At 58.5% G+C, this 20,966-nt stretch carries 17 protein-coding genes; 10 read left to right on the top strand and 7 right to left on the bottom strand.

What is annotated here, in order from left to right; translation table 11 throughout:
* The first annotated feature begins 9 nt into the window (after nt 1-9).
* The 4 genes from J7400_RS15760 to ugpC are packed head-to-tail and all read left to right on the top strand — an operon-like array spanning nt 10 to nt 4,764.
* Nucleotides 10-1,245, top strand: a complete 1,236-nt coding sequence (locus J7400_RS15760) for a sugar ABC transporter permease (protein WP_209065055.1) — start codon at nt 10-12, stop codon at nt 1,243-1,245.
* On the top strand, nt 1,246-2,454 hold the full coding sequence (locus J7400_RS15755; protein WP_209065053.1) for a carbohydrate ABC transporter permease: 1,209 nt from the start codon (nt 1,246-1,248) through the stop codon (nt 2,452-2,454). It begins immediately after the preceding gene.
* A 4-nt stretch (nt 2,455-2,458) separates the two neighbouring features.
* Complete coding sequence (locus J7400_RS15750) at nt 2,459-3,703, top strand: hypothetical protein (RefSeq protein ID WP_209065050.1); 1,245 nt, start codon at nt 2,459-2,461, stop codon at nt 3,701-3,703.
* Nucleotides 3,703-4,764, top strand: coding sequence for a sn-glycerol-3-phosphate ABC transporter ATP-binding protein UgpC (gene ugpC, locus J7400_RS15745; RefSeq protein ID WP_209065048.1), 1,062 nt, complete (start codon nt 3,703-3,705; stop codon nt 4,762-4,764). Before J7400_RS15750 ends, ugpC begins: the two co-directional genes overlap by 1 nt.
* A 109-nt stretch (nt 4,765-4,873) precedes the next feature.
* Here the strand turns inward: ugpC and J7400_RS15740 are convergent, their stop codons facing one another.
* Entirely contained in the window at nt 4,874-5,701 is an 828-nt protein-coding gene (locus J7400_RS15740; protein ID WP_247738847.1) for a methyltransferase domain-containing protein, read from the bottom strand.
* 274 nt (nt 5,702-5,975) lie between these two features.
* On the opposite strand from J7400_RS15740, the gene J7400_RS15735 reads away from it, so the two are divergent.
* Both J7400_RS15735 and J7400_RS15730 read left to right on the top strand, forming a co-directional pair.
* A complete protein-coding gene (locus tag J7400_RS15735) occupies nt 5,976-6,875 on the top strand; it encodes an FAD:protein FMN transferase (protein ID WP_247738846.1) in 900 nt (299 codons plus the stop codon).
* Nucleotides 6,876-7,078: 203 nt separating this feature from the next.
* The gene (locus J7400_RS15730; protein ID WP_209065045.1) at nt 7,079-8,515 is read left to right on the top strand and encodes a globin-coupled sensor protein; all 1,437 of its coding nucleotides are present in this window, start codon (nt 7,079-7,081) and stop codon (nt 8,513-8,515) included.
* Nucleotides 8,516-8,579: 64 nt separating this feature from the next.
* Here J7400_RS15730 and J7400_RS15725 read toward each other — a convergent pair whose 3' ends face one another.
* The 6 genes from J7400_RS15725 to J7400_RS15700 all read right to left on the bottom strand — a co-directional run bounded on the left by J7400_RS15725 (nt 8,580) and on the right by J7400_RS15700 (nt 16,217).
* Nucleotides 8,580-9,416, bottom strand: coding sequence for an NAD(P)-dependent oxidoreductase (locus tag J7400_RS15725; RefSeq protein ID WP_209065043.1), 837 nt, complete (start codon nt 9,414-9,416; stop codon nt 8,580-8,582).
* 2 nt (nt 9,417-9,418) lie between these two features.
* Nucleotides 9,419-10,195, bottom strand: coding sequence for an HpcH/HpaI aldolase/citrate lyase family protein (locus J7400_RS15720; RefSeq protein ID WP_209065040.1), 777 nt, complete (start codon nt 10,193-10,195; stop codon nt 9,419-9,421).
* On the bottom strand, nt 10,195-11,412 hold the full coding sequence (locus tag J7400_RS15715) for an FAD-binding oxidoreductase (protein ID WP_209065038.1): 1,218 nt from the start codon (nt 11,410-11,412) through the stop codon (nt 10,195-10,197). The genes J7400_RS15720 and J7400_RS15715 overlap by 1 nt, the downstream gene beginning before the upstream one ends.
* Nucleotides 11,413-13,131 (bottom strand): hydantoinase B/oxoprolinase family protein, encoded by a 1,719-nt coding sequence (locus J7400_RS15710; protein ID WP_209065036.1) that lies wholly within the window; start codon nt 13,129-13,131, stop codon nt 11,413-11,415.
* Nucleotides 13,128-15,215, bottom strand: coding sequence for a hydantoinase/oxoprolinase family protein (locus tag J7400_RS15705; protein ID WP_209065034.1), 2,088 nt, complete (start codon nt 15,213-15,215; stop codon nt 13,128-13,130). The genes J7400_RS15710 and J7400_RS15705 overlap by 4 nt, the downstream gene beginning before the upstream one ends.
* A 93-nt stretch (nt 15,216-15,308) precedes the next feature.
* Entirely contained in the window at nt 15,309-16,217 is a 909-nt protein-coding gene (locus J7400_RS15700) for a LysR family transcriptional regulator (RefSeq protein ID WP_209065032.1), read from the bottom strand.
* Between the two features lie 208 nt (nt 16,218-16,425).
* Here J7400_RS15700 and J7400_RS15695 point away from each other — a divergent pair, with 208 nt between their 5' ends.
* The 4 genes from J7400_RS15695 to J7400_RS15680 form a co-directional block, all read left to right on the top strand.
* Nucleotides 16,426-17,430, top strand: a complete 1,005-nt coding sequence (locus J7400_RS15695) for a Gfo/Idh/MocA family oxidoreductase (RefSeq protein WP_209065030.1) — start codon at nt 16,426-16,428, stop codon at nt 17,428-17,430.
* Nucleotides 17,427-18,998, top strand: coding sequence for a CoA-transferase (locus tag J7400_RS15690; protein ID WP_209065028.1), 1,572 nt, complete (start codon nt 17,427-17,429; stop codon nt 18,996-18,998). The genes J7400_RS15695 and J7400_RS15690 overlap by 4 nt, the downstream gene beginning before the upstream one ends.
* Entirely contained in the window at nt 18,995-19,762 is a 768-nt protein-coding gene (locus tag J7400_RS15685; protein WP_209065026.1) for an enoyl-CoA hydratase/isomerase family protein, read from the top strand. Before J7400_RS15690 ends, J7400_RS15685 begins: the two co-directional genes overlap by 4 nt.
* A 3-nt stretch (nt 19,763-19,765) precedes the next feature.
* On the top strand, nt 19,766-20,966 hold a 1,201-nt coding region (locus J7400_RS15680), incomplete at its 3' end, for an aldehyde dehydrogenase family protein (protein WP_209065024.1).

Below are 20,966 nucleotides of genomic sequence, written 5' to 3'. Positions count from 1 at the left end.
AGGTTTCCCATGTCCACGGCTCTCCCGCCGACAGGCACGGGCGCATTGGCCAAACGCGAGGCACGGCTGGCTTGGGGCTTATTGGCTCCGACGCTGATCAGTGTTGCTTTGGTTGTCGTGCTGCCCCTGCTGGCTGTCATTTGGATCAGTTTCAAACCGTTTGCGCTGTCTGACCTGCGCCCGCCTGCGCCGATTGTGCGTGAGAGCCTGCGCGGCAGTGGCGATGACTTGCGGATTGAGTACCGTGTGCGGAACTCGTCGCAAGCAGAGACACTCAAAGGGGTAACCCTGTCCGATCGGCTGCCAGAAGGTGTTGCGCTTGTTGGGGATCTGCCTGACACCTGTACGCTGACTGGTCGGGATCTGTTCTGTGACTTTGGCGATTTGGAAGGTGGAGAGCGGGAACGGCTTCGTTTGCCCATCACATCCAATCTGGATGAAGACGCGCTGGAAGCGGCTGTGGAAGACAGTGAGCCGGACATGACCGGCGCAGGCAAAAGTGTCCTGGCATCACCGCAGCTGTCGATGGAGAACTATCAGCGGCTGTTTGATGGTGGTGAGTTCTGGACGGTTTTTGGCGTGACCATGTTCTACACCGTTTTTGGCACGGTTGGCGCATTGGTGATGGGGCTGTTTGCAGCGCTTCTGCTGAACAAGAGCTGTACCGGACAGGGCATCATTCGAGGGCTTTACTTATTCCCTTATGTGGCACCTGTGATTGCGGTCGCTTTCACCTGGGTGACGTTGTTTGACCCATTCTCCGGATCGGCAAATGCGCTGCTCATTCAGATGGGCGTCACGGAAAGTGCGATCAACTTCTTTGGCGAGCGCCCGCTGGCGCTGATTATGGTGACGGTGTTTGAGATCTGGCGTTACTTCCCGCTGTCGTTCCTGTTCATTCTTGCACGGATGCAGAGCATCGATTCCTCGATGTATGAGGCAGCGGATATGGATGGCGCGTCTCCGTTCCAGAAGTTCTGGTTGCTGAGCTTGCCACAGCTGTTGGGCATTCTGTCGGTGCTGTTCCTGCTGCGGTTCATTTGGACGTTCAACAAGTTTGACGACATCTTCCTGCTGACCGGCGGGAACGCAGGTACGCGCACTTTGACGGTGAACGTTTATGAGCAGGCGTTTGCGATTTCCAACATCGGCGCGGGTGCGGCGGTGGCGGTGGTGATCCTGCTGTGTCTGCTGTGTTTCTCCTTCTTCTTCTTCAAATTCATCAGCCGCGAGGAGGGCCTCTAAATGCGCAAAGGGTTTATCACTGGCCCCGTGCTTGGGGCACTTTGGCTGATCGTTATAGCAACAACGGTTGCGGTGGCGATGTCATTTGCCACCGGGGCGGCTTTTCGTCCGCAGCTGTTGCTCTGTCTGGTGTGGGGTGCGGCGGCGGGGCTGATCTATGTGCGCTTTCCGGCGCAGCATGCGCCCGCGCGGCTTGCGATCAGCGCGCTTATGGCGATTGCCATGGCATCGCCGGTTGGACCGGTTGTGACCGGCGAGGGTGTATCCTTTTCAGCCATCATCGTGGCGATGGTCGCTCTTGCGGCAGGTATGCATTTTGCGATGGCCGCGATCTTGCAGGACACGCCGTTTGGCGCGCTGACACGGCATGAATATGAGGCGGCGGTGATCCGTTTCCTCACCGGCTTTGGCTATATCTTTTTCACCGCGATTGTGCTGATCCCATTCTATGTGATGGTGATGACCAGCCTGAAGTCGCAACAGGCCTTGCTGCAAAACCCGCTCGATTTCTCGATTGAAATCAGCAAAGGTGCAGAGCTGTTCCGGAGTTATGTGGAGCTGTTCCGGGACTTCAACTTTGGGACTTATCTCTGGACGTCTTTCTATGTGTCGGTGCTGACAGTGTTCATCACCTTGGCGTTCAGCGTGCCTGGGGCATATGCGGTGGCGCGGTTCCGGTTCAAAGGGCAGAAGGCATTCTCGCGCTCGATCCTGCTGATCTACATGGTGCCGATGATCGTTTTGGCGCTGCCGATTTACATCGCCTTTTCGATGACGGGGCTGCGCAATTCGATCCTTGGCATTGTGATGATCTATCCGGTCACCACGATCCCAGTCGCGCTTTATATGTTGCAGGGGTACTTCCGGGGACTGCCAACCGAAGTCGAAGAAGCCGGTCTGATGGATGGGCTGTCGCGTCTCGCGGTGATCTGGAAGATCACGCTGCCGCTCAGTCTGCCGGCGCTGGCCTCCGTGTCGCTCTACGTTTTCATGATTGCGTGGAACGAGTTCCTGCTCGCTTTCATGCTGCTGGATGATCCGTCGAAATTCACGCTCACACGCGGTGTGGCGATGCTCAACTCTTCTGAAATTCCCAGACAACACCTGATGGCGGGGGCGGTGATCGCGACCTTGCCAATCATGGTGCTGTTCCTAGGGCTCGAACGCTTCATGACCAAAGGCCTAACAGCCGGGTCAGTCAAAGGATAAGACAATGACTTCCGAAAACACACTCACAGATCAGGCCCAGCAGATCCTGATCGACAACGATCGGGGCGGCTACACCGTGCCGACGGCGGGGCTCTACCCCTACCAGTGGAACTGGGACAGTGCCGTGGCAGCGTTTGGATTTGCACAGTTTGATGTCGAGCGCGCTTGGGTCGAGCTCGAGACCCTGTTTCAAGGTCAATGGGCCGATGGCATGGTGCCGCATATCCTGTTTCACAAGAATGATCCCGGCTATTTCCCAGGCCCGGATGTCTGGGCCTGTGAGGGGCCGATCCCTTCGTCTGGTATCATTCAGCCACCAATCGCGGCCACAATGGCGAGATTTGTCTGGGAGCAGGATCGGGAGATGGGGCAGACGCGCATGGGCGCCCTCTATCCAAAGATGCTGGCCTGGCACAATTGGATCATGCGCTGGCGTCTGCATATGGGCGCGGTTTGCACAACGCATCCTTGGGAAACCGGACGTGACAATGCGCCTGACTGGGACAAGACCATGGCGCGCATGGATGCGTCTGATGTGGGGGAATACACCCGGCGCGACACCGCCCATGTGAACAGCGAAGATCGCCCCACCAAGTTTGATTATGACCGCTATATCAAGCTGGTACAGCTTGGCCGGCGGTTGAAGTGGGATCAGGCGGCGATGATGGCGGAAAGCCCGTTCCGTGTGGCAGATCCGACCATGACGTTTACCACTTTACGTGCAGCGCGTGACTTGCATGCAGTCGGCGAAGCGCTCGGCAAGGACGTGTCGCAGATCGCGGCGGATATCAAGCGGTTGGAGGCTGGTGTCTCCACGTTGTGGAACAAGGAACTTGGCGGGTTTGACAGCCGAGATGTGCACAGCGGCGAATGGGCGGGGTGTGTATCAAACGCGTCGTATCTTTGCTGGTTTGCAGGCGTCGAGAACCCGGCGATGCTGGCGCGGTTGCGTGATGTTATGGAACGGGTGCCGTATCCGGTGCCAAGCAATGATCCCGACGCCGAAACCTTTGATGTGCGGCGGTATTGGCGTGGCCCGACTTGGGCCATTGTGAACATGCTGATTGGCCTTGGCCTGAAGGACATGGGGCACGAAAAAGAAGCGCAGGCCTTGGCGAAGAAGACCGCCGATTTGATTGCGGAACACGGATTTGCTGAATATTTTGATCCATTTAGCGGCGATGCTGCGGGCGGCGGGTCCTTCACCTGGACCGCAGCGGTTTGGCTTGCATGGGCGGGGAGAGACTGATGGGGAGTATCCATCTAAAAGCTGTAGAAAAGTGGTTTGGTGACATTCAGGTCATCAAAGGGATCGATCTGGACATTCAGGACGGTGAGTTCGTGGTTTTCGTGGGGCCGTCAGGCTGCGGCAAGTCGACTTTGCTGCGCATGATTGGTGGCCTGGAGGATATCAGTCGCGGCGCGCTGGAGATCGATGGAAATGATGTCACCGATCATCCGCCAAGCAAGCGTGGTCTGACCATGGTGTTTCAGTCTTATGCGCTTTATCCGCATCTGACCGTTGCCGAGAATATGGGTTTTTCCCTGAAAGTAGCGGGAGTTAGCAGGGATGAAATCGCGCGTCAGGTTGGGCAGGCGGCAGAGATCCTGAAGCTTACAGATTATCTCGAGCGGCGCCCGAAAGACCTCTCTGGGGGGCAGCGACAGCGGGTTGCGATTGGACGTTCGATTGTTCGGGATCCAACAGCCTTTTTGTTTGATGAGCCATTGTCAAACCTTGACGCTGCTCTGCGGGTCGAGATGCGCTATGAGATCGCCAAGCTGCACCAAAGTCTGAAGCGTACGATGATCTATGTGACCCATGATCAGGTCGAAGCGATGACGCTGGCGGATCGCATTGTGGTGCTGGAGTATGGACATATCGCGCAGGTGGGCACCCCGCGCGAACTCTATGAAAAGCCTGGGAATTTGTTCGTGGCGCAGTTCATCGGTAGTCCGAAAATGAACATTCTGGACTGCCGCGCCGCCGCAGGAGATGCACAGTATCAGTTGGCGATCGCTGGCAGCGGACCCTTTGGCAAAGCCAAAGCGGCGGCCAAGGTCGGCGTGCGCCCTGAACACATTGAGGTTTGCGCGACGGGCGCTGGTCAGTGTGATGGCACCATTGAGGTGGTCGAATACCTCGGTGCGGACATGTTCCTTATTCTGGACGTTGGTCAGGAAGAGAAGATTGTAGTGCGCGTGACAGGTGGGGATGTGCCTCATGGTGTCGGAGATCAGGTGGGGCTGAGCTTCCCAGAAGCGGCGTGTCATTTCTTTGATGGCGACGGTCAGCGGGTAGGTGATTAGCGTTAACACTTGCCAAAATGGAGGGTCTGTATCGCGTCGGTATTGCGACGTTATCGCGGCGGTGGATTTTCGCGTTAACCAATTAGGGCGTGGCGGCTCATCGCTGGTGTCAACAGCGGGTGGCCGAGACCATCACACAGGGGGCTTGGACATGGTATCCATCGGCCTCGTGCCGGCCCAGCATCTGGACGCGTTCTGCAAGTGTGGCTCGAATGGCGTTGCGGGTGTCTTCGGATTGTTCGCTCAAGAGCACCGCGGCGCGCACGGCCCCTTTGTCGAAAACGTCAAACAGATCCGTGGGCGATTTTACCAACAGCTCTGAAGGAACATCTTGTGATGTGATGTCTTCAAAGCCTGCCGCTTCCAGCGTTTCTCTGACCAGGCCATGATCGGTGAATTGGTGGGCGTCTGGGCCGTCAGGCAGTTTGATGGAAGTGTCGGCCAATCGGCCATAAGCGTCAAACAACCACCCGAAGGCACCTGCAGAACCTTGGCCGCACCAGATCGAGAACGCGAGGCGACCGCCGGGTCTGAGAACGCGCGCGATCTCTGCAAAGCCGCGCGCCGGGTCGGGGAAATGGGGAACCCCGAAACCGACAGTGACCGCGTCAAAGGAGTGATCGGAAAACGCCATCTCCATTGCGTTGCCTCGGACAAAGGTTGCGCCGGGCGCAGTTTCTTTGGCGAGTGCAAGCATGGCTTCAGAAAAATCCAGCGCCACGACGGATGCTCTGGCTGCGAGGAGTTCAGCGGCAACAATACCGTGACCGGTGCAAAGATCGAGAATATGTGTGTCAGGTCCAGCCGCAACCGAAGCCGCAAGATGGCGCGCAGTCAATCGGGTGGCTGTGGCGAAACCGTCGGCGTAGCCGCGTGCGATCTTGGGGTCTGTCCAACCCTTAAACTCCATGTCTTCGAAGGTGCTTTGGTTGGGCATGTTTTTCCCTGACTAAGCAGCAGATGCTGTGCATTGCATGCCTGACTAGGCAGAGCAGCCTCTTATTGAAGAGCGTGCAGTCGTCTGCTTGTTTTCATTCAGCATCTATACCTTTGCTTTAATATTCTACATTATCCGACGAAAGCGGCCAAGAAGGCCGTTTTCCCGCGAATTTTGCGGGTTGGTGGGGTGGGCAGTCCGGGAATTGGATGATATGCCCCCGCCAACCGCGCATGGCGCACCTCGATTTTGACCCGATTCTGGAGACCTTTTCATGACCCGGATGCATCGCCGCCGTTTTCTGACCATCGCCGCAGCCAGTGCTGCTGTGCCTGCTGGCCTGAGCCACGCTGCTACCGTTACCGAAACCGCCAAATGGCAGGGTGTGGCGCTGGGCGCGCCTGCTCAGATGTCTCTGGTCGGCCTGACCGAAGTGCAAGCCGCGCCGATCGTGGCAGCTGTCACCGCAGAGCTTGATCGTCTTGAAGGCATCTTCTCACTGTACCGTGACAGCGAGCTGACCCAGCTGAACCGTGACGGTGTGCTTTCCGCGCCTTCCGCTGATCTGCTGAACGTTCTTGAGCTGAGCGATGCGCTGAACAAAGCCAGCGGTGGCGCGTTTGACCCAACCGTTCAGCCGCTTTGGCTGGCGAAAGGTGGTCAGGGCGATGTGACCGATGCCAAGGCACGTGTTGGCTGGGACAAGGTTGCCTTTGACGCCAATGAAGTGCGTTTTGGCGCAGAAGGCATGGCGCTTACGCTGAACGGTGTGGCACAGGGCTATGTGACCGACCGTGTTGCCGCGATCCTGCGCGATGCTGGCCTGAAAGACGTTCTGCTGGATATGGGCGAAGTTGCAGCGCTGGGTCACCGCGCAGATGGCGCCAAGTGGACCGCAGGCGTGAGCACTCCGGCGGGCGACGTTGTTGCACGTGTCAAGCTGACCGACCGCGCGCTGGCAACCTCTGCACCGATGGCGACCGTTCTCTCCGGCAGCGACGCACATATCTTCCGCCCCGACGGCCAGGAAGGCGCGCTTGAGCTGGCATCTGTGTCTGCGCCATCCGCAGCAGTTGCCGACGGCCTGTCCACAGCGCTGTGCCTCGTGGATGAAGCCACCGCACATGCCATGGTGGCCCAGTTTGCCGGCGCGCGCATCGAGACCACCGCTTAAGAGACACTCGTCTGCGAAGACTGAGATTTCAGAACACCGCTTGCAGCTTTTGCAGGCGGTGTTTTTTATTGCAGCGCCTTTATTGCATTTGCGATTTTTTGCCCAGCTCTCCCTCTTTTCGGTTTGGTTAAGGTTTCTGTTAACCAACTCTCTTCTACTGAGAGAGAAGAGAAAAAGCGTCCGGGAAGAAGGGGCTCGCCGATATGGCCAACGCGTTGGAAGAATTCACAACAAATATGCGTTTGGATAAGGATGATCTGGCTCTGCTGGAAAGCATTGGTGCCAAGTTGGCGCCTGAGTGGGATGCAGCGCTTGAGATTTTCTATCGCCAGACCGATGCGGAATTGACCGTGATTGCGGCGGCCAAAGCGGCCATGAAAGACCATTGGCAGCGCTTGTTTAGCAAAGATGCCGAGGCCTCTTTTGCAACGTCTGTAGAGCGACTGTGCGCCCTGCATTTTGAGCAAATGGGGCTGAGCCTTGACGCTTACTTGGCGGCGCATGCGCGGGCATCGTCCTATTTGCAAAAAGTCTTGATCCAAAAGGCAGGCCTGATGATTTTTGGGGGCGGCAAAAAGCGTCTCGCCAAGCGGGCAGCCCTCTTGTTGTACATCATGCAGATGGATCAGGCGGCGGCAGCGGCGGCTTATACCGTTGCGAAAAAAAAACAGCAGACGCAGGCATTTGCCTATCTTGAGGCGGGAATGCAGCGGGTGGCGCGTAAGGATTTGTCAGAAGACATTCCTGCTCCGGACGAGAGTGAATTCCCGGAAGCCTTTGACGGGCTTCGGGTGGCGTTTAATGAGCTGCAGCGCGGGCTGCGGTCGGTGATGAAGACCATCAAATACGCAACAGATGACCTGAACCTGACCGCGTCAGAAATGAATTCCAGCGCGGGCGATCTGGCGCGGCGCACGGAAACGCAGGCTGCGACGCTCGAGCGTACCGCGTCGTCCATCTCGGAGATCAGCACGCGGCTGCAATCGTCTTCTGAGGCGACGCAAAAGACTGATGTGATGATGCGTCAAACCCATGCGCAGGCCAAAACCGGTCAGGAAGTGATGGGGGAGACGGTCGGCAAGATGCAGGAAATTGCCCAGAGCTCGGCCCAGATTTCCCAAATCACAGGTGTGATTGATGACATCGCCTTTCAGACGAACCTCTTGGCCTTGAACGCCGGTGTTGAAGCGGCGCGTGCGGGAGACGCGGGGCGCGGCTTTGCGGTTGTGGCCTCTGAAGTGCGCGGGCTTGCGCAGAAGGCAGGGGATGCGGCGAAAGAGATCAGCGAGTTGATCAAGACATCGTCAGAGCTGGTTGAGACTGGTGTGACGCTGGTGGACAGAGCGGGGCATGTGCTCGAAGAAATCGTGGAAGACGTGGAAAATGTCTCAGCGCTAAGCTCTGAAGTCGCGCAATCGACCAGTGCCCAGTCAGACGGGCTTTCGGAGATCGCGCAGGGCCTGGGGCTTCTGGATGAGGCCACACAGCAGAACGCTGCGCTGGTGGAAGAGGTGGTCGCCGTGGTGGACAATATGCGGCGCGACACATCACAGGTGGCAGACATGGTGAAAGGGTTTGAGACCCGCATGTCACATGAAGAAATGCCTGTAGAGATTTTTGCAAGCATAAGAGCCGCTTAGCGCTATTTAAGCATCAACGCAGATTGGGAATACAAAAGGGCGCGAGATGCGCCCTTCGTTGTTGTTAGAGTTTTTTGCGGTCATCCACGATGGTCATTTTCGCCAGCCCGCTTTCCCCTAGCTCAATGGTGGTGAACGGGCCGCCAATGCACATCTGAGCCGGATCGCTTGGGTCCGCAGGTGGCGCGGCAGCGAGGATTTCGGGCGCAAATTGTTCGGCATTGTCCTGTGGCCGATACCCAAGGTGGGACGCGCCGGCGTTGTTGACGGGCATGCGGTCGTTGTTGGAGATGCCGTACACGATGGAGAAGCCCGTTGTGGGCGTGTCAATTGCACGGGTCACTAGCCTGATCAGGTCGTCATAGCTGAGCCATGTCGCGAGGGAGCGGGTGCTGACCACTTTTGCGCAGGAGAAGATGCGCATGTGCACGCTTTCCAGCCCGCGTTTCTCCCAATAGAGGCGTCCGAGGTCTTCGGCGAAGCACTTGGCGAGACCGTAGAAGCTGTCGGGGCGGTGGGGGGCATCAATGCCAATGCAATCGGCGGACGGGTACATGCCAACCGCATGAACCGAGCTGGCGTAAACCACGCGCCGCACGCCGTGCCGATGGGCGGCTTCCCAGACGTTGTAGGCACCGATGATGTTAGGGCCGAGGATCTCATCAAAAGGGGCTTCATCCACGATTGCGCCAAAATGGACAACCATATCAGCGCCTTCCAAAACTGCGCCGATTTGCTCCAGAGAGGCAAGATCGGCCTGCATGTAGCTCTCGCCGGGGTATAGGGTTCCGATGTCCTCGGCGATATCGGTGGAGACAAGCTCGTCCGCCATTTTGCTGAGCGGTTCGCGCAGATAGGAGCCTAGGCGGCCAGCGGCACCGGTGAGGACGAGCTTTTTCATGGTCAGGATCCTGTGTTTGGAGCTTTGAGGTCGGCGAGCCGCTGGTCTGCGGCCTGGGCAAGAAGGCCCGTGTCAGATCCGCAGGCGACAAAGGTGAAGCCTGCGCCAAGCAGGCGGCGGGCAAAGGCCATATCAGAGATCACAGTGCCAACCGGGATCTTCTTGCCAATCAGGCGCATGGCGGCGGGCAGGATTTTTGCCCAAACCTGATCATGCATCGGCTGACCGAGATGGCCCATATCTGCGGCGATGTCAGCCGGGCCAAAGAAGATCCCGTCCACACCGTCAACGGCGGCAATGGCTTCGATGTTGTCCAGCGCTTCAAGGGTTTCGACCTGCACAAGCACCGCAGTTTGGCTTTCGACCTCAGCAAAATAGCTCTTATCCCGGCCATAGGCGGTGGCGCGGGTTGTGCCGCCCACACCGCGCACGCCGCGCGGCGGATAGCGCGTGGCCGCAACAGCAGCCTCTGCCTCTTCGACGGTGTTGACCATGGGAAAAAGCAATCCGGGCGCGCCCATATCAAGCAGGCGCTTGACCTTCACGGGGTCGTTCCAATCCGGGCGGACAAGTGCTGTGGTCTCAAATCCTTCCAGCACCCGCAGCTGATCCATCACTGTGGAAAGCTCATTGGGGGAATGCTCCATATCAATGAGCGCCCAGTCATAGCCGGAATGCGCCACGATTTCTGTGGCCTGTGCGTTGGCCATGCTGAGCCAGATGCCGATTTGCGCATTGCCTGCGCGAATTTCGGCGAGGAAGGGATTGGGAGCTACCATCAGATCACGGCCTTTTCGACGATTGGTGTGTTGGTGAGCACACGTTCAAACGCAAAAGGCGACATGTCCAGAGCGCGGTATTCGCCGTAGGTGAGCCATTCCGCCATGGCGCGGCCCATTGCGGGGCTTTGCTGTAGCCCGTGGCCGGAGAAACCGTTTTGGAAAAGGAAGTTGCTGATTTCTGGATGGGGGCCGAGAATGGCGTTTTGATCCAGCGTGTTAAAGGCGTAGTGCCCGGCCCACTCGGTAACCACTTTGATGGCCTCAAACTGGGGGATGCGGGTGGCAATGATCGGCCAGACATGATCCTGCCAGCGGTTGTGATCCATGTGGAAGTCATCATAGGCAACGGCTGGGTCAGGGTCGGCAGCGCAGCCTGCGAGATAGGTCTCTGGGCCATCTTGGCGGAAGTGAACCCCGCTTGGATCGATTGTGAGCGGCAGTTCCATTGGCAGAGGCTGTTCTGCGGAGAAAATCCAGGTGAAGCGCTTGCGTGGCTCAACCGGGAGCGCGATGCCTGCCATTTCAGCGGTGCGCGCGGCGCGCGGCCCTGAAGCGTTGACAACCTGACCACATGAGATCACATCGCCGGAGGCCAGCGTCACGGATGTGATTTTGCCTGCTTCGCGTGCCATGGCGACAACTTCACCCTGCACATATTCCACGCCGCGTTCACGTGCTGAGCGGCGGAACCAGTCAAACACCACGCCGCCATCCCAATAGCCTTCATCTTTGGTGTTGATGGAGCCGAGTTTGATGTCTTCGACGTTGTAAAACGGGTAGCGTGCGGCAATCTCTTCGGCTGTGAGCAGCTCGGTTTCAGCACCTGCGGCGCGTTGGATTTTCTGGTTTTCGCGCAGTGTTTGGGCAAAGGCGTCATTGTCGGCGAGATAGAGATAGCCGTAGCTCTGAATGTCGAGTGCAGGAACGCGATCATCCCCGCCCATGTAGCTGCGCAGGTTCTTTACAAAATCAGCCGCGAATTGTGAAATCTCGACGTTCAGCTGATTGGAGAACTGCTGACGCATGCAGGAATTGGTGTGGGCCGTAGAGCTGAACTCGTAGCTTGGGTCCTTTTCAACCACGAGCACCGAGCCGGTGAAATCCGGATTGTCAGAGAGGAACCATGCGGTTGAAGACCCCATGATGGCGCCCCCGATGATCACCACATCATATGAGTTTTTGGTCGGTTTGGTCGCCCAAGTGCTTGCTGCCATTTACAGAGTGTCCCCCAGTTTTGCCCGCGCTAGGGCCTCGGCGATGTCATCTGCCGAAAGGTTGTAGTGCTGTGCGGCGTGCTCTGGTGTGATGTAGCCAAGGGCCAGATCGCGTTTCACCATGTCGGCATCGCGCGCCTGAGGGTTACCGTAGCCTGCGCCGCCGGGGAAGGCCATTTGTACAACTTCACCGTGTGAGATGAAATGCTTGCCTTTTCCCGGGATCGGGGTTCCGTCATTGCGTTGGATGGTGGTTGCACCTCCTGCAAGACCGTCGCGGCGTCCAAGCGCCGGGTGGTCCACACGATCCAGCATCAGAGAAATATCAAATTCGTGTCCTTCGCGGGCACCAACGTCCATATATTGCCCGAGACCGCCGCGATACTGACCGGCACCGCCGCTGTCCGGGCGCAGCTCTTTGCGCCAGATGATCACCGGGCCGACCTGTTCGGTGGCCTCCACGGGCATGGTCATTACACCGGATGGGAAGGCCGTGGCGCTCATGCCATCCAGAGCCGGGCGTGCACCGGAGCCGCCGGAATTGAAAGTGAGCACTTCGGCGCGTGTGGCGTCTGGCGGGGCAGGGGCGTCCATTCGGGGCCGGAGGGACAGTTGGAAATTGCACAGGCACCCGGCGCCCTCGGCGGGAACCACACCGGGCAGGAGTTTGTCGAGCGCGTTGTAAACCGTGTCAGGCACCATATGGCCAATCACATGGCGCAGGGCCACGGGGGCCGGGAACTTGGCATTCACAATGCTGTTTTCCGGCGCGCTGATTTCAAATGGAGCCAAAGACGCGGCATTGTTCGGGATTTCCGGCGCGATGGCGCATTTGAGTGCGTAGCAGGCGTAGGCCTTGGTGTAGACCAGAGGGACGTTGATGCCTTTTTTGTCGAGGCCGGACGTGCCGCCCCAATCGCTGACAATGCGGTCTTTCTCGATGGTCAGCGTGACGTGCAGATCAATCGGTTTGTCGTAGCCGTCGATGCGCAGATGTCCGGAGGCGGTGCCGGGGGCGAGGGCATTGATGCGCTCTAGTGTGGCTTTGCGCGAATTGGTCAGGATGAAATCCGAGATGCCGGTCAGATCTGGCAGATCAAACTCCTGCACCATGTCGATCAAGCGACGGTGGCCGATATCGTTGCAATTGGCCAAAGCGTAGATGTCGCCGACCAGCTGATCCGGTTCGCGCACATTGCCGCGAATGAGCGCGATCAAGGTCTGATCGACTTCGCCGCGATTGGCGAATTTCATGATCGGGATATAGAGACCTTCTTCGTGGACATCATTGGCATCTGCGCCAAAGCCACGACCGCCAATATCGGTGACATGGGCCGTGCAGGCAAAGAAGCCGATGAGCTGGCCTGCATAAAACGAAGGGGTGACTACCGTGATGTCGTGTTTGTGGCCCGTGCCCTCCCAGGGATCATTGGTGAGGTAAACATCGCTTTCGCGCATGTTGTCGCGCCCGATGCGGCGGATAAAGTGCCCCACAGCATCTGCCATTGCGTTCACATGACCCGGGGTGCCGGTGACGGCCTGAGCGAGCATATCTCCGGCGGCGTTGTAGACACCGGCGGATAGGTCGCCCGCCTCACGCACCGATGTGGAAAAGGCTGTGCGCACCAGCGCTTGTGCCTGTTCTTCGACGACGGAGATCAAGCGGTTCCACATGACCTGATAGGCGACTTTGCTGTGCCCGGTTTCTGGACGGTTCATTGGGCGGTCTCCTTCAGGTGGACATCCAACGTGCCGTCGCTGTGGGTGCAGACATCGCGGCTGCTTGGGACAACAACGGTGGTTTCATCCTCTGTAATCAGGGCGGGGCCGTGTGCCATGTGGCCTGCAGGCAGATCAGCACGCGCAAGCGCGGCGGCCTCTACCGTTGCGGCGCGTGCCGGATCAAAGAGCGGGCGTGTTGTGGTTGCGTCAACTTTGTTCAGTGCGCCAAGTTCATTGAGCGGTGTTGTGGCAGTTTGCGCGGTGTAGGCGTTGACGCTCCAGACCGTGATTTCGACCTCCATCCCCTCGACCGCGCGACCAAAGAGGGCTTCGTAGTCCGCTTCAAAATGGCGGAGGAAGGTGGCGGCGTCAGGTGCCGCGGCCTGTTCGGCGGTTAGAGAGATTGGAATTTCCCAGCCCTGACCCGCATAGCGCATGTATATCTTGTGGTCGCGCAGGATTTCGGCATCTGCATCGCAGGAGCGCACAAATCCTGTGGCTTCTTCAGACATTTCGGCAAAGAGGGTTTTGACCTGCGCCGGATCAAATGCGTTGAGGCGCATGAACACAGAGCGGTTGGCTTCAAAACTAAATGGCGCGCGCAGGAAACCGATGGCCGATCCAACACCGGCGCCTTGGGGGACGAGGCAGCGGGCAACGCCGAGCTTTTCGCAAAGCCTTGCCGCGTGAAGCGGGGCTGCGCCTCCAAAGGCGATCATGGTATATTCGCTGAGGTCTTCGCCGTTTTCGACAGCATGGACACGGGTGGCATTGGCCATGTTTTCATCGACAACTTCGGCCAGCCCAAAGGCGGCCTCCATGGCGTCCATGTTCAGAGTATTGCCGATGACAGTGTCCAGAGCCTTTGCAGAATTGTCGGGGTGTAGCGGGATTGAGCCGCCGGCGAAATTGTTGGGATCAAGCTTGCCAAGGATCAGATCCGCATCGGTCACAGCTGGGTTTTCACCGCCACGCCCATAGCAGGCCGGGCCGGGCTCTGACCCTGCGCTCTCGGGGCCGACGCGGATCTGGTTCATGCCGTCGACATGGGCAAGCGAGCCGCCGCCCGCGCCGATTTCCACCATGTCGATCACAGGGATAGAGATGGGCATGCCGGATCCCTTTTTGAAACGATAGGTGCGGGCCACTTCAAACACGCGGGCGGTTTTTGGGGTCTGGTCTTTAATCAGGCAGATTTTGGCAGTGGTGCCGCCCATATCGAAACTCAGGACTTTGGAAAGCCCGTGGTTGGCGGCGATGTCTGCGGCGAAGATCGCGCCACCCGCCGGGCCGCTTTCCACCAGCCGCACAGGGAAGTCAGCCGCGCTTTCCAGAGACATGATGCCGCCACCTGAGTGCATCAAAAAGACAGGGCAAGCCGCGCCCTCGTCTGCCAGGCGGGATTTCAAGCGGCCGAGGTAGGACTTCATCAGCGGTTTGATGTAGGCGTTGGCGATGGTGGTGTTGAAACGCTCGTATTCGCGCATCTGTGGCGACACTTCGCAGGAGAGCGAGACCATCACGCCGGGCAGCTTTTCCGCCAGAACTTTGGCAATCAGGCGCTCGTGGGCATCGTTCACGTAGGAATGCAGCAAGCCCACCGCGATGCTTTCATATTCCGCTTCCGCAAGCTCATCGGCCAGTTGCTCGATCTCTGCACGATCCAGCGGGATCAGAGCGGTGCCGGTGGCGTCCATGCGCTCGTTGACCACATAGCGGCGATTGCGCGGCAGCAGCGGTTCGGGGAGCGTGAGATTGAGGTCATATTGCTCAAAGCGGCTTTCGGTGCGCATTTCGATGACGTCGCGAAAGCCCTTGGTTGTGATCAAAGCCGTCTTTGCGCCGCGCCGTTCGATCAGAGCATTGGTGGCCAGCGTGGTGCCATGGATGATCTGCGTGATAACCGCTGGGGTGACACCTGCTTTGGCGCAGACCTTGTGCATCCCGTCCACAATGGCGTTTTCCGGGGCGGCGTAGGTGGTCAGCACCTTTGTGGAGTGCCGATCTTCGCCGATCTCGAGCACCACGTCGGTGAATGTGCCGCCAATATCTACGCCCAAGCGGGCCGCTGGTGTGGGCATGATGCGCCTCTTTGCTGTCTTAATAAGATCAGCCTAGTGGCAGGCGGGTCATGGAATCCAATTATTAGATTGAATATGAAGGATAAAGGAAATTTATCCTTTGGTGGTGCTCGCGTGAGTTTGGGCCTCAATCTGGGCGAGCTCTGCAGCGGCGCTGACAAAGCTGGGGCAGGTGTCCGCATCAAAGCGGGCAAAGAACTGCAGGGCGTCAGGCACCCAGAGATAGCGCAAGGGCACGAGCGTGCCTTGAGCGAGATCATCGCGCACCATCGCTTCGGGCAGGCAGGCCACGCCAAGGCCGTCGCGCGTCATCTGGTGGCATGCCGCAAGGTTGGATGACGATACATGGCGGACCGAGATGTCGGGGAAGGCGGCAAAGTGCTCCTGCATCTGGCGGTAGGGAATGGTGCCGCGGGCGTGGGTCAGGACGGGATGTTGCGCAAGGTCACGCAGCGAGAGCACTTTGGTGCCCATCTCCAGCTTTGGCGCGCCCACCCACATCATGGGCAGCGGGCCAAGATCCGTGTTGCCCGTTGTCTCGTGGTGAAAGGGACCATTCTGCAGAGCAAGATCAATGCGTCGCTCCAGCAGGGCATCAGACAGATTGAGGGAGAGATCGACGGTGAGGTCGACGTCAATGTTGGGGAAGCGGGCCTTGAGGGCGGCGAAGAAAGCGCCCAGCCACGTGTGTACGATCATTTCGGTGACACCAATGCGCAGGGTGCCATCAAACAGGCTATCGTCTTCTGCAGTCAGTAAAAATCCATCCATCGACTGCAAAACTGCGCGCGCTTGTATGAGCAGTTTTTCCCCCATTGGCGAGAGGCGCACGGAGCCTGCATCGCGCGACATCAGGCGGTGGCCGATTTGCGCCTCAAGCGTGGTGATACGGCTGGATATATTGGGCTGTGTTGTGTTGAGTTTGTCCGCTGCGCGGCGGAAGCTTTGCAGGTCGGCCACGGCCACGAAGGCCTGGAGCTGTTTGAAGCTGATCTGAGCCACGTGGGTGTCCTGTCGGCATGTTCTTGTGGAACTTAGTGCCGCGCAAACTGCGTGGAAAGCAATGGGGTTTTTGAGGGCTTTGCTGCTGGCTGAGAAAAGTCCGAAAAAGGGGATTGTCAAATTTAGAACGTTCCAATTATGGTGTGACTCGGAAATTAGATCGTTCCAATTCGATTGAGAATGATCTGACAGGGAGGCAAAGTTTCTTATGCGTTGGGTTTTTGTCGGGGCGAGCACGATCGCATCTCAATACATGTTAGGAGCGGTGCGCGCTCAAAAGGGCGGTGACGTCGCTTGGGTTGTGAGCGGTTCGGCGCAGCATGGCGCTGACTGGGCGTCGGCCCACAATGTGCCGAAATCCACGTCGGATCTTGCCGAGGCGCTGGCTGATGAGAGCTGCGATGCGGTTTATATCTCCTCCACCAACGAGAAACACTTGCCTCAGGCCATGGCGGCCATTGCTGCGGGCAAACATGTGCTTTGCGAAAAGCCTCTCGCGATGAGCGTTGCGGATGCGGCGGATATGGTGAAGGCCGCTGAGACGGCAGGCGTTACCTTTGCAACGAACCACCACCTGCGTTGCTCCGGCACGCATCGTGCGATGCAAGCGCTGATTGCGGAGGGCAAGATTGGCAAAGCGCTGTCGCTAAGGATTTTCCATGCGGTGCATTTGCCGCCGCATTTGCAGGGGTGGCGGATCAATGACGCCACTGCGGGTGGCGGTGTGATCCCCGACATTACGGTACATGATGCGGATGTGGCGCGGTTCTTGCTGGGTGAAGACCCTCAGCGCGTCGTGGCGCAGATGGCGGCCTCGGGCATGGGCGAGGGTGTGGAGGACAGCGCCATGTCCGTCTGGACCATGCCAAGTGGTGCCATGGTGATGAGCCATGAGAGTTTTACCCATCCTTTTGCGGGCAGCGGATTGGAGGTGCATGGCACCGAAGGGTCGATTTTCGCAAAGGACGTGATGACACAGGAGCCGGTTGGCGATGTGGAGCTGGTTACTGCTGCAGGACGTGCAGCTGTCGAGGTGTCTCGACACAACCTTTATGAACAGGGGCTTGCAGATTTCTACAGCGCTGTCGCCGGGACCGGGGGCGCCGCAGCGGATGGGCAGGATGGCGTGAAGTCTTTGGCGGTTGCCATGGCGGTGCGCGACGCAGCACAGACGGGTCAGGCCGTGGATGTGGACTACGGAGATCTGGCATGAGCAAACTGGTTTCCGCAAGCGATGCAGTCGCACGTATCAAAGATGGCGCTGTTGTTACGGTGTCCTCGAGCTCGTCGCTTGGCTGTCCCGATCTTGTTTTGAAAGCCATCCGAGCGCGGTTTGAAGCCGAGGGACATCCGCAGAGCATCACGTCAATCCATCCGATTGCTGCCGGTGATATGTATGGCATCAAGGGAATGGACTATCTGGCGCAGGACGGTTTGCTTTCGCGTGTGATTGCAGGGTCTTATCCGTCTGGTCCCTCAAGCCTTGAGATGCCTGCGATCTGGAAAATGATCGTTGAAGATCGGGTGGCGGCCTACAATGTGCCATCGGGTATCCTGTTTGACATGCACCGCGAAGCGGCGGCGAAACGGCCCGGGGTGCTTACGCAGGTTGGATTGCAGACCTTTGTCGATCCTGTGCGCGAAGGCTGCGCGATGAACGGCACAGGCGCGGCGGCACCGATTGTGACCCGGGAAGACTTCGGCGGGCAAACATGGCTGCATTTCCCAAATATCACACCGGATGTTTGTATCTTGCGGGCGACCACTGCGGATGAGCGCGGAAACCTGACCTATGAGCACGAAGGGGCCTATCTTGGCGGGCTTGAGCAGGCGATTGCCGCGCGTAACAATGGCGGGCTGGTGATTGCACAGGTGCAGCGGATGACCGCGCGCGGGAGCCTGCGGCCACATGATGTGCGGGTGCCGGGACATTTGGTTGATCTGGTGGTGATTGACGCGGACCAGAAGCAGACCTGTGAGACTCCTTACGATCCAGCGATCAGCGGGCAGATTATGCGCCCGTGGGACAGCTTTGCTTTGGCAGACTATGGCGTTGAGAAAGTGATCGCGCGCCGGGCGGCAATGGAGCTCGCCAAGGGGCAGACGGCCAATCTTGGCTTTGGCATCAGCGCGATGGTGCCGCGTATCCTGCTTGAAGAAGGCCACCCGGAGGCGGTGACCTGGGCGATTGAACAGGGTGCTGTTGGTGGCGTACCGCTGACTGGTTTTGCCTTTGGCTGCGCGTCCAATGCGGATGCGTTTGTGCCGAGCCCGCAGCAGTTCATCTACTTCCAAGGGGGCGGGTTTGACATGTCCTTCCTCTCCTTCCTTGAGGTTGATTTGGAAGGCAATGTGAATGTCTCCAAACTGGGTAAGAAGCCTTATTTGACAGCGGGTTGCGGCGGCTTTGTTGATATCACCGCGCGCGCGAAGAAGATCGTCTTCTCGGGCTGGTTTGAGGCCGGGGCGCAGATGGATCTGTCTGAGGATGCGCTGAAGGTGGCAACGCCGGGCAAGTTTACCAAGATGGTGGACCAGGTCGAACATGTGACATTCTCCGGTGCACGGGCACGCGAGACGGGTCAGGAGGTGCTTTACATCACCGAGCGCTGTGTGATCCGGCTGACCGATCAGGGGCTTGTCGCCACCGAGATTATGCCCGGCATTGACGCTCAGGCGGACATCGTGGGGCCAACCGAGGGCCGTGTGACCGTGGCAGAGAACGCTGTTGTCATGGACAAAAAACTGTTGAGCCAAGCACCTATGGGGCTGTCGCTGTGAGCGGGGTCGCGCTTGAGGTCAAAGGCGGGGTCGCCACGCTGACGCTTCAGAATGAAGCGAAATACAACGCGTTGGATGTGCCCATGCTGGAGGCTCTTGAGACCCATATTGACGCGATTGAGCGGGACAGCGCCGTGCGTGTGCTGATTTTGACAGGCGCGGGGCAAAAGGCCTTTTGCAGCGGTGCCGACATTGCGGCCTGGGGCAGCCTGAGCCCGGCTGAATTTGCGCGCCATTGGGTGCGGGACGGGCATCGCCTGTTCGATCGCATTGCGAGACTATCCAAACCAACAATCTCTGCAATCAACGGTCATGCCTTTGGTGGCGGCTTAGAGTTGGCAACGGCCTGTGATCTGCGGATCGCGGCGCCCAAAGCGCTGCTGGCGTTGCCTGAGGCGCGTGTTGGGATTGTTCCCGGCTGGTCGGGCACCCAGAGGCTGGTGCGGTTGATTGGCGAAGTGCTGGTTAAGGAAATGGCGTTGTTTGGATGTCGGATCAGTGCTGAACGCGCTCAGCAGGCCGGGTTTTTGGCGGAGATTTCCGAGGATCCGCTGCAAGCGGCGCAGGCATTGGCAGAAGAGCAGATGGCGCTGTCGCCGCGTGCGGTTGAGATCACAAAATCCATGATTTTGGCGGGAAGCGGTGAGGACAGCGGTGCGATGATTGAGGCGCTGGGCAGCGCCGCCATTGCCGCGAGTGACGACAGAGACGAAGGCGTGGCGGCGTTTATGGAAAAACGCGCCGCGCAGTTTACAGGGAAATAGAGAATGAACGAGCTTGCAATACGGCATTCGGTTGGCTTTGTGCCCGCAGCGGATCCTTTTGAGGGGCGTCATCTGATTGATGGCACCTGGCAGACCAGCGCAGATGGTGGGACGTTTGAGCGGGTGTCTCCGAGCCACGGTGTTGTGGTGAGCCGTTCCGCGATGGGTGGCGAAGCCGAAGCGGAGGCGGCGATCAAGGCGGCACGTAAGGCTTTTGACGCAGGTGTCTGGAGCCGTATTTCCGGCAAGGAGCGCGCCACCGTTTTGCTTAAAGTGGCGGACCTGATTGAAGCCAATGCTGATCGCATGATTGAGCTTGAAGTACTGGAAAGCGGCAAGCCGATTGCGCAAGCGCGGGGCGAAGTGACCGGGGCTGCGGATTTGTGGCGCTACGCGGCAAGTCTCGCGCGGAGTGTTCACGGCGACAGCCACGATACGCTTGGCGAAGACATGGTGGCGATGGTTTTGAAGCAGCCGATTGGGGTTGTGTCGATTATCACACCTTGGAACTTCCCCTTCTGGATCCTGAGCCAGAAACTGCCTTTTGCGCTCGCGGCGGGCTGTACTTGTGTCGTTAAACCCTCGGAGATGACGCCAAGCACAACGGTTATGTTGGGCGAGCTTCTGATTGAAGCGGGCTTGCCTGCGGGTGTGTGCAACATCGTGTTGGGGCACGGCGAGCCGGTTGGCAGCGTGATGGCTGCACATAAGGACGTGGACATGGTCAGCTTCACCGGGTCCACCCGTGTGGGTAAGCTGATCAGCAAAGTGGCCGCGGATACACTTAAGAAGGTGGCGCTGGAACTGGGTGGGAAAAACGCGCAGGTCATCTTCCCAGATTGTGATCTGGAAGAAGCCGTGGACGCGGTGGTGTTCGGCACCTACTTCAATGTTGGGCAGTGCTGCAACGGCTCCAGCCGCGTGATTGTGCACAAGGACATTGCTGAGGAATTCGTTGCCCGTGTTGTCGCTCAGTCTCGCAACGTGCGCTTTGGGGACCCGATGGATGAGGCCACTCAAGTCGGCGCAATTGTGACAGAAGCGCATAACGCGCAGATTCACCAACATGTGGAGGCCGCACAGGCCGCCGGTGCGAAAGTTGTCTTGGGCGGTGGACCGCTGTCTGTGGATGGTTTGGGTGGTCAGTTTTATCAACCGACTGTTTTAACTGATGTGAGCGCTCACATGGGGGCTGCACAAGACG

The sequence above is a fragment of the Shimia sp. R9_2 genome, assembly GCF_017743735.1.
Lineage (GTDB): Bacteria > Pseudomonadota > Alphaproteobacteria > Rhodobacterales > Rhodobacteraceae > Shimia.
This window is presented reverse-complemented; position numbering and strand designations above follow the sequence as displayed.

Bases quoted from the DNA above. Each gene is read 5' to 3' on its own strand.
- J7400_RS15750 (WP_209065050.1), top strand. From the start codon at position 2,459: ATGACTTCCGAAAACACACTCACAGATCAGGCCCAGCAGATCCTGATC.
- J7400_RS15755 (WP_209065053.1), top strand. From the start codon at position 1,246: ATGCGCAAAGGGTTTATCACTGGCCCCGTGCTTGGGGCACTTTGGCTG.
- J7400_RS15760 (WP_209065055.1), top strand. From the start codon at position 10: ATGTCCACGGCTCTCCCGCCGACAGGCACGGGCGCATTGGCCAAACGC.
- J7400_RS15720 (WP_209065040.1), bottom strand. From the start codon at position 10,195: ATGGTAGCTCCCAATCCCTTCCTCGCCGAAATTCGCGCAGGCAATGCG.
- J7400_RS15710 (WP_209065036.1), bottom strand. From the start codon at position 13,131: ATGAACCGTCCAGAAACCGGGCACAGCAAAGTCGCCTATCAGGTCATG.
- J7400_RS15715 (WP_209065038.1), bottom strand. From the start codon at position 11,412: ATGGCAGCAAGCACTTGGGCGACCAAACCGACCAAAAACTCATATGAT.
- J7400_RS15690 (WP_209065028.1), top strand. From the start codon at position 17,427: ATGAGCAAACTGGTTTCCGCAAGCGATGCAGTCGCACGTATCAAAGAT.
- J7400_RS15725 (WP_209065043.1), bottom strand. From the start codon at position 9,416: ATGAAAAAGCTCGTCCTCACCGGTGCCGCTGGCCGCCTAGGCTCCTAT.
- J7400_RS15695 (WP_209065030.1), top strand. From the start codon at position 16,426: ATGCGTTGGGTTTTTGTCGGGGCGAGCACGATCGCATCTCAATACATG.
- ugpC (WP_209065048.1), top strand. From the start codon at position 3,703: ATGGGGAGTATCCATCTAAAAGCTGTAGAAAAGTGGTTTGGTGACATT.
- J7400_RS15735 (WP_247738846.1), top strand. From the start codon at position 5,976: ATGACCCGGATGCATCGCCGCCGTTTTCTGACCATCGCCGCAGCCAGT.
- J7400_RS15705 (WP_209065034.1), bottom strand. From the start codon at position 15,215: ATGCCCACACCAGCGGCCCGCTTGGGCGTAGATATTGGCGGCACATTC.
- J7400_RS15740 (WP_247738847.1), bottom strand. From the start codon at position 5,701: ATGCCCAACCAAAGCACCTTCGAAGACATGGAGTTTAAGGGTTGGACA.
- J7400_RS15730 (WP_209065045.1), top strand. From the start codon at position 7,079: ATGGCCAACGCGTTGGAAGAATTCACAACAAATATGCGTTTGGATAAG.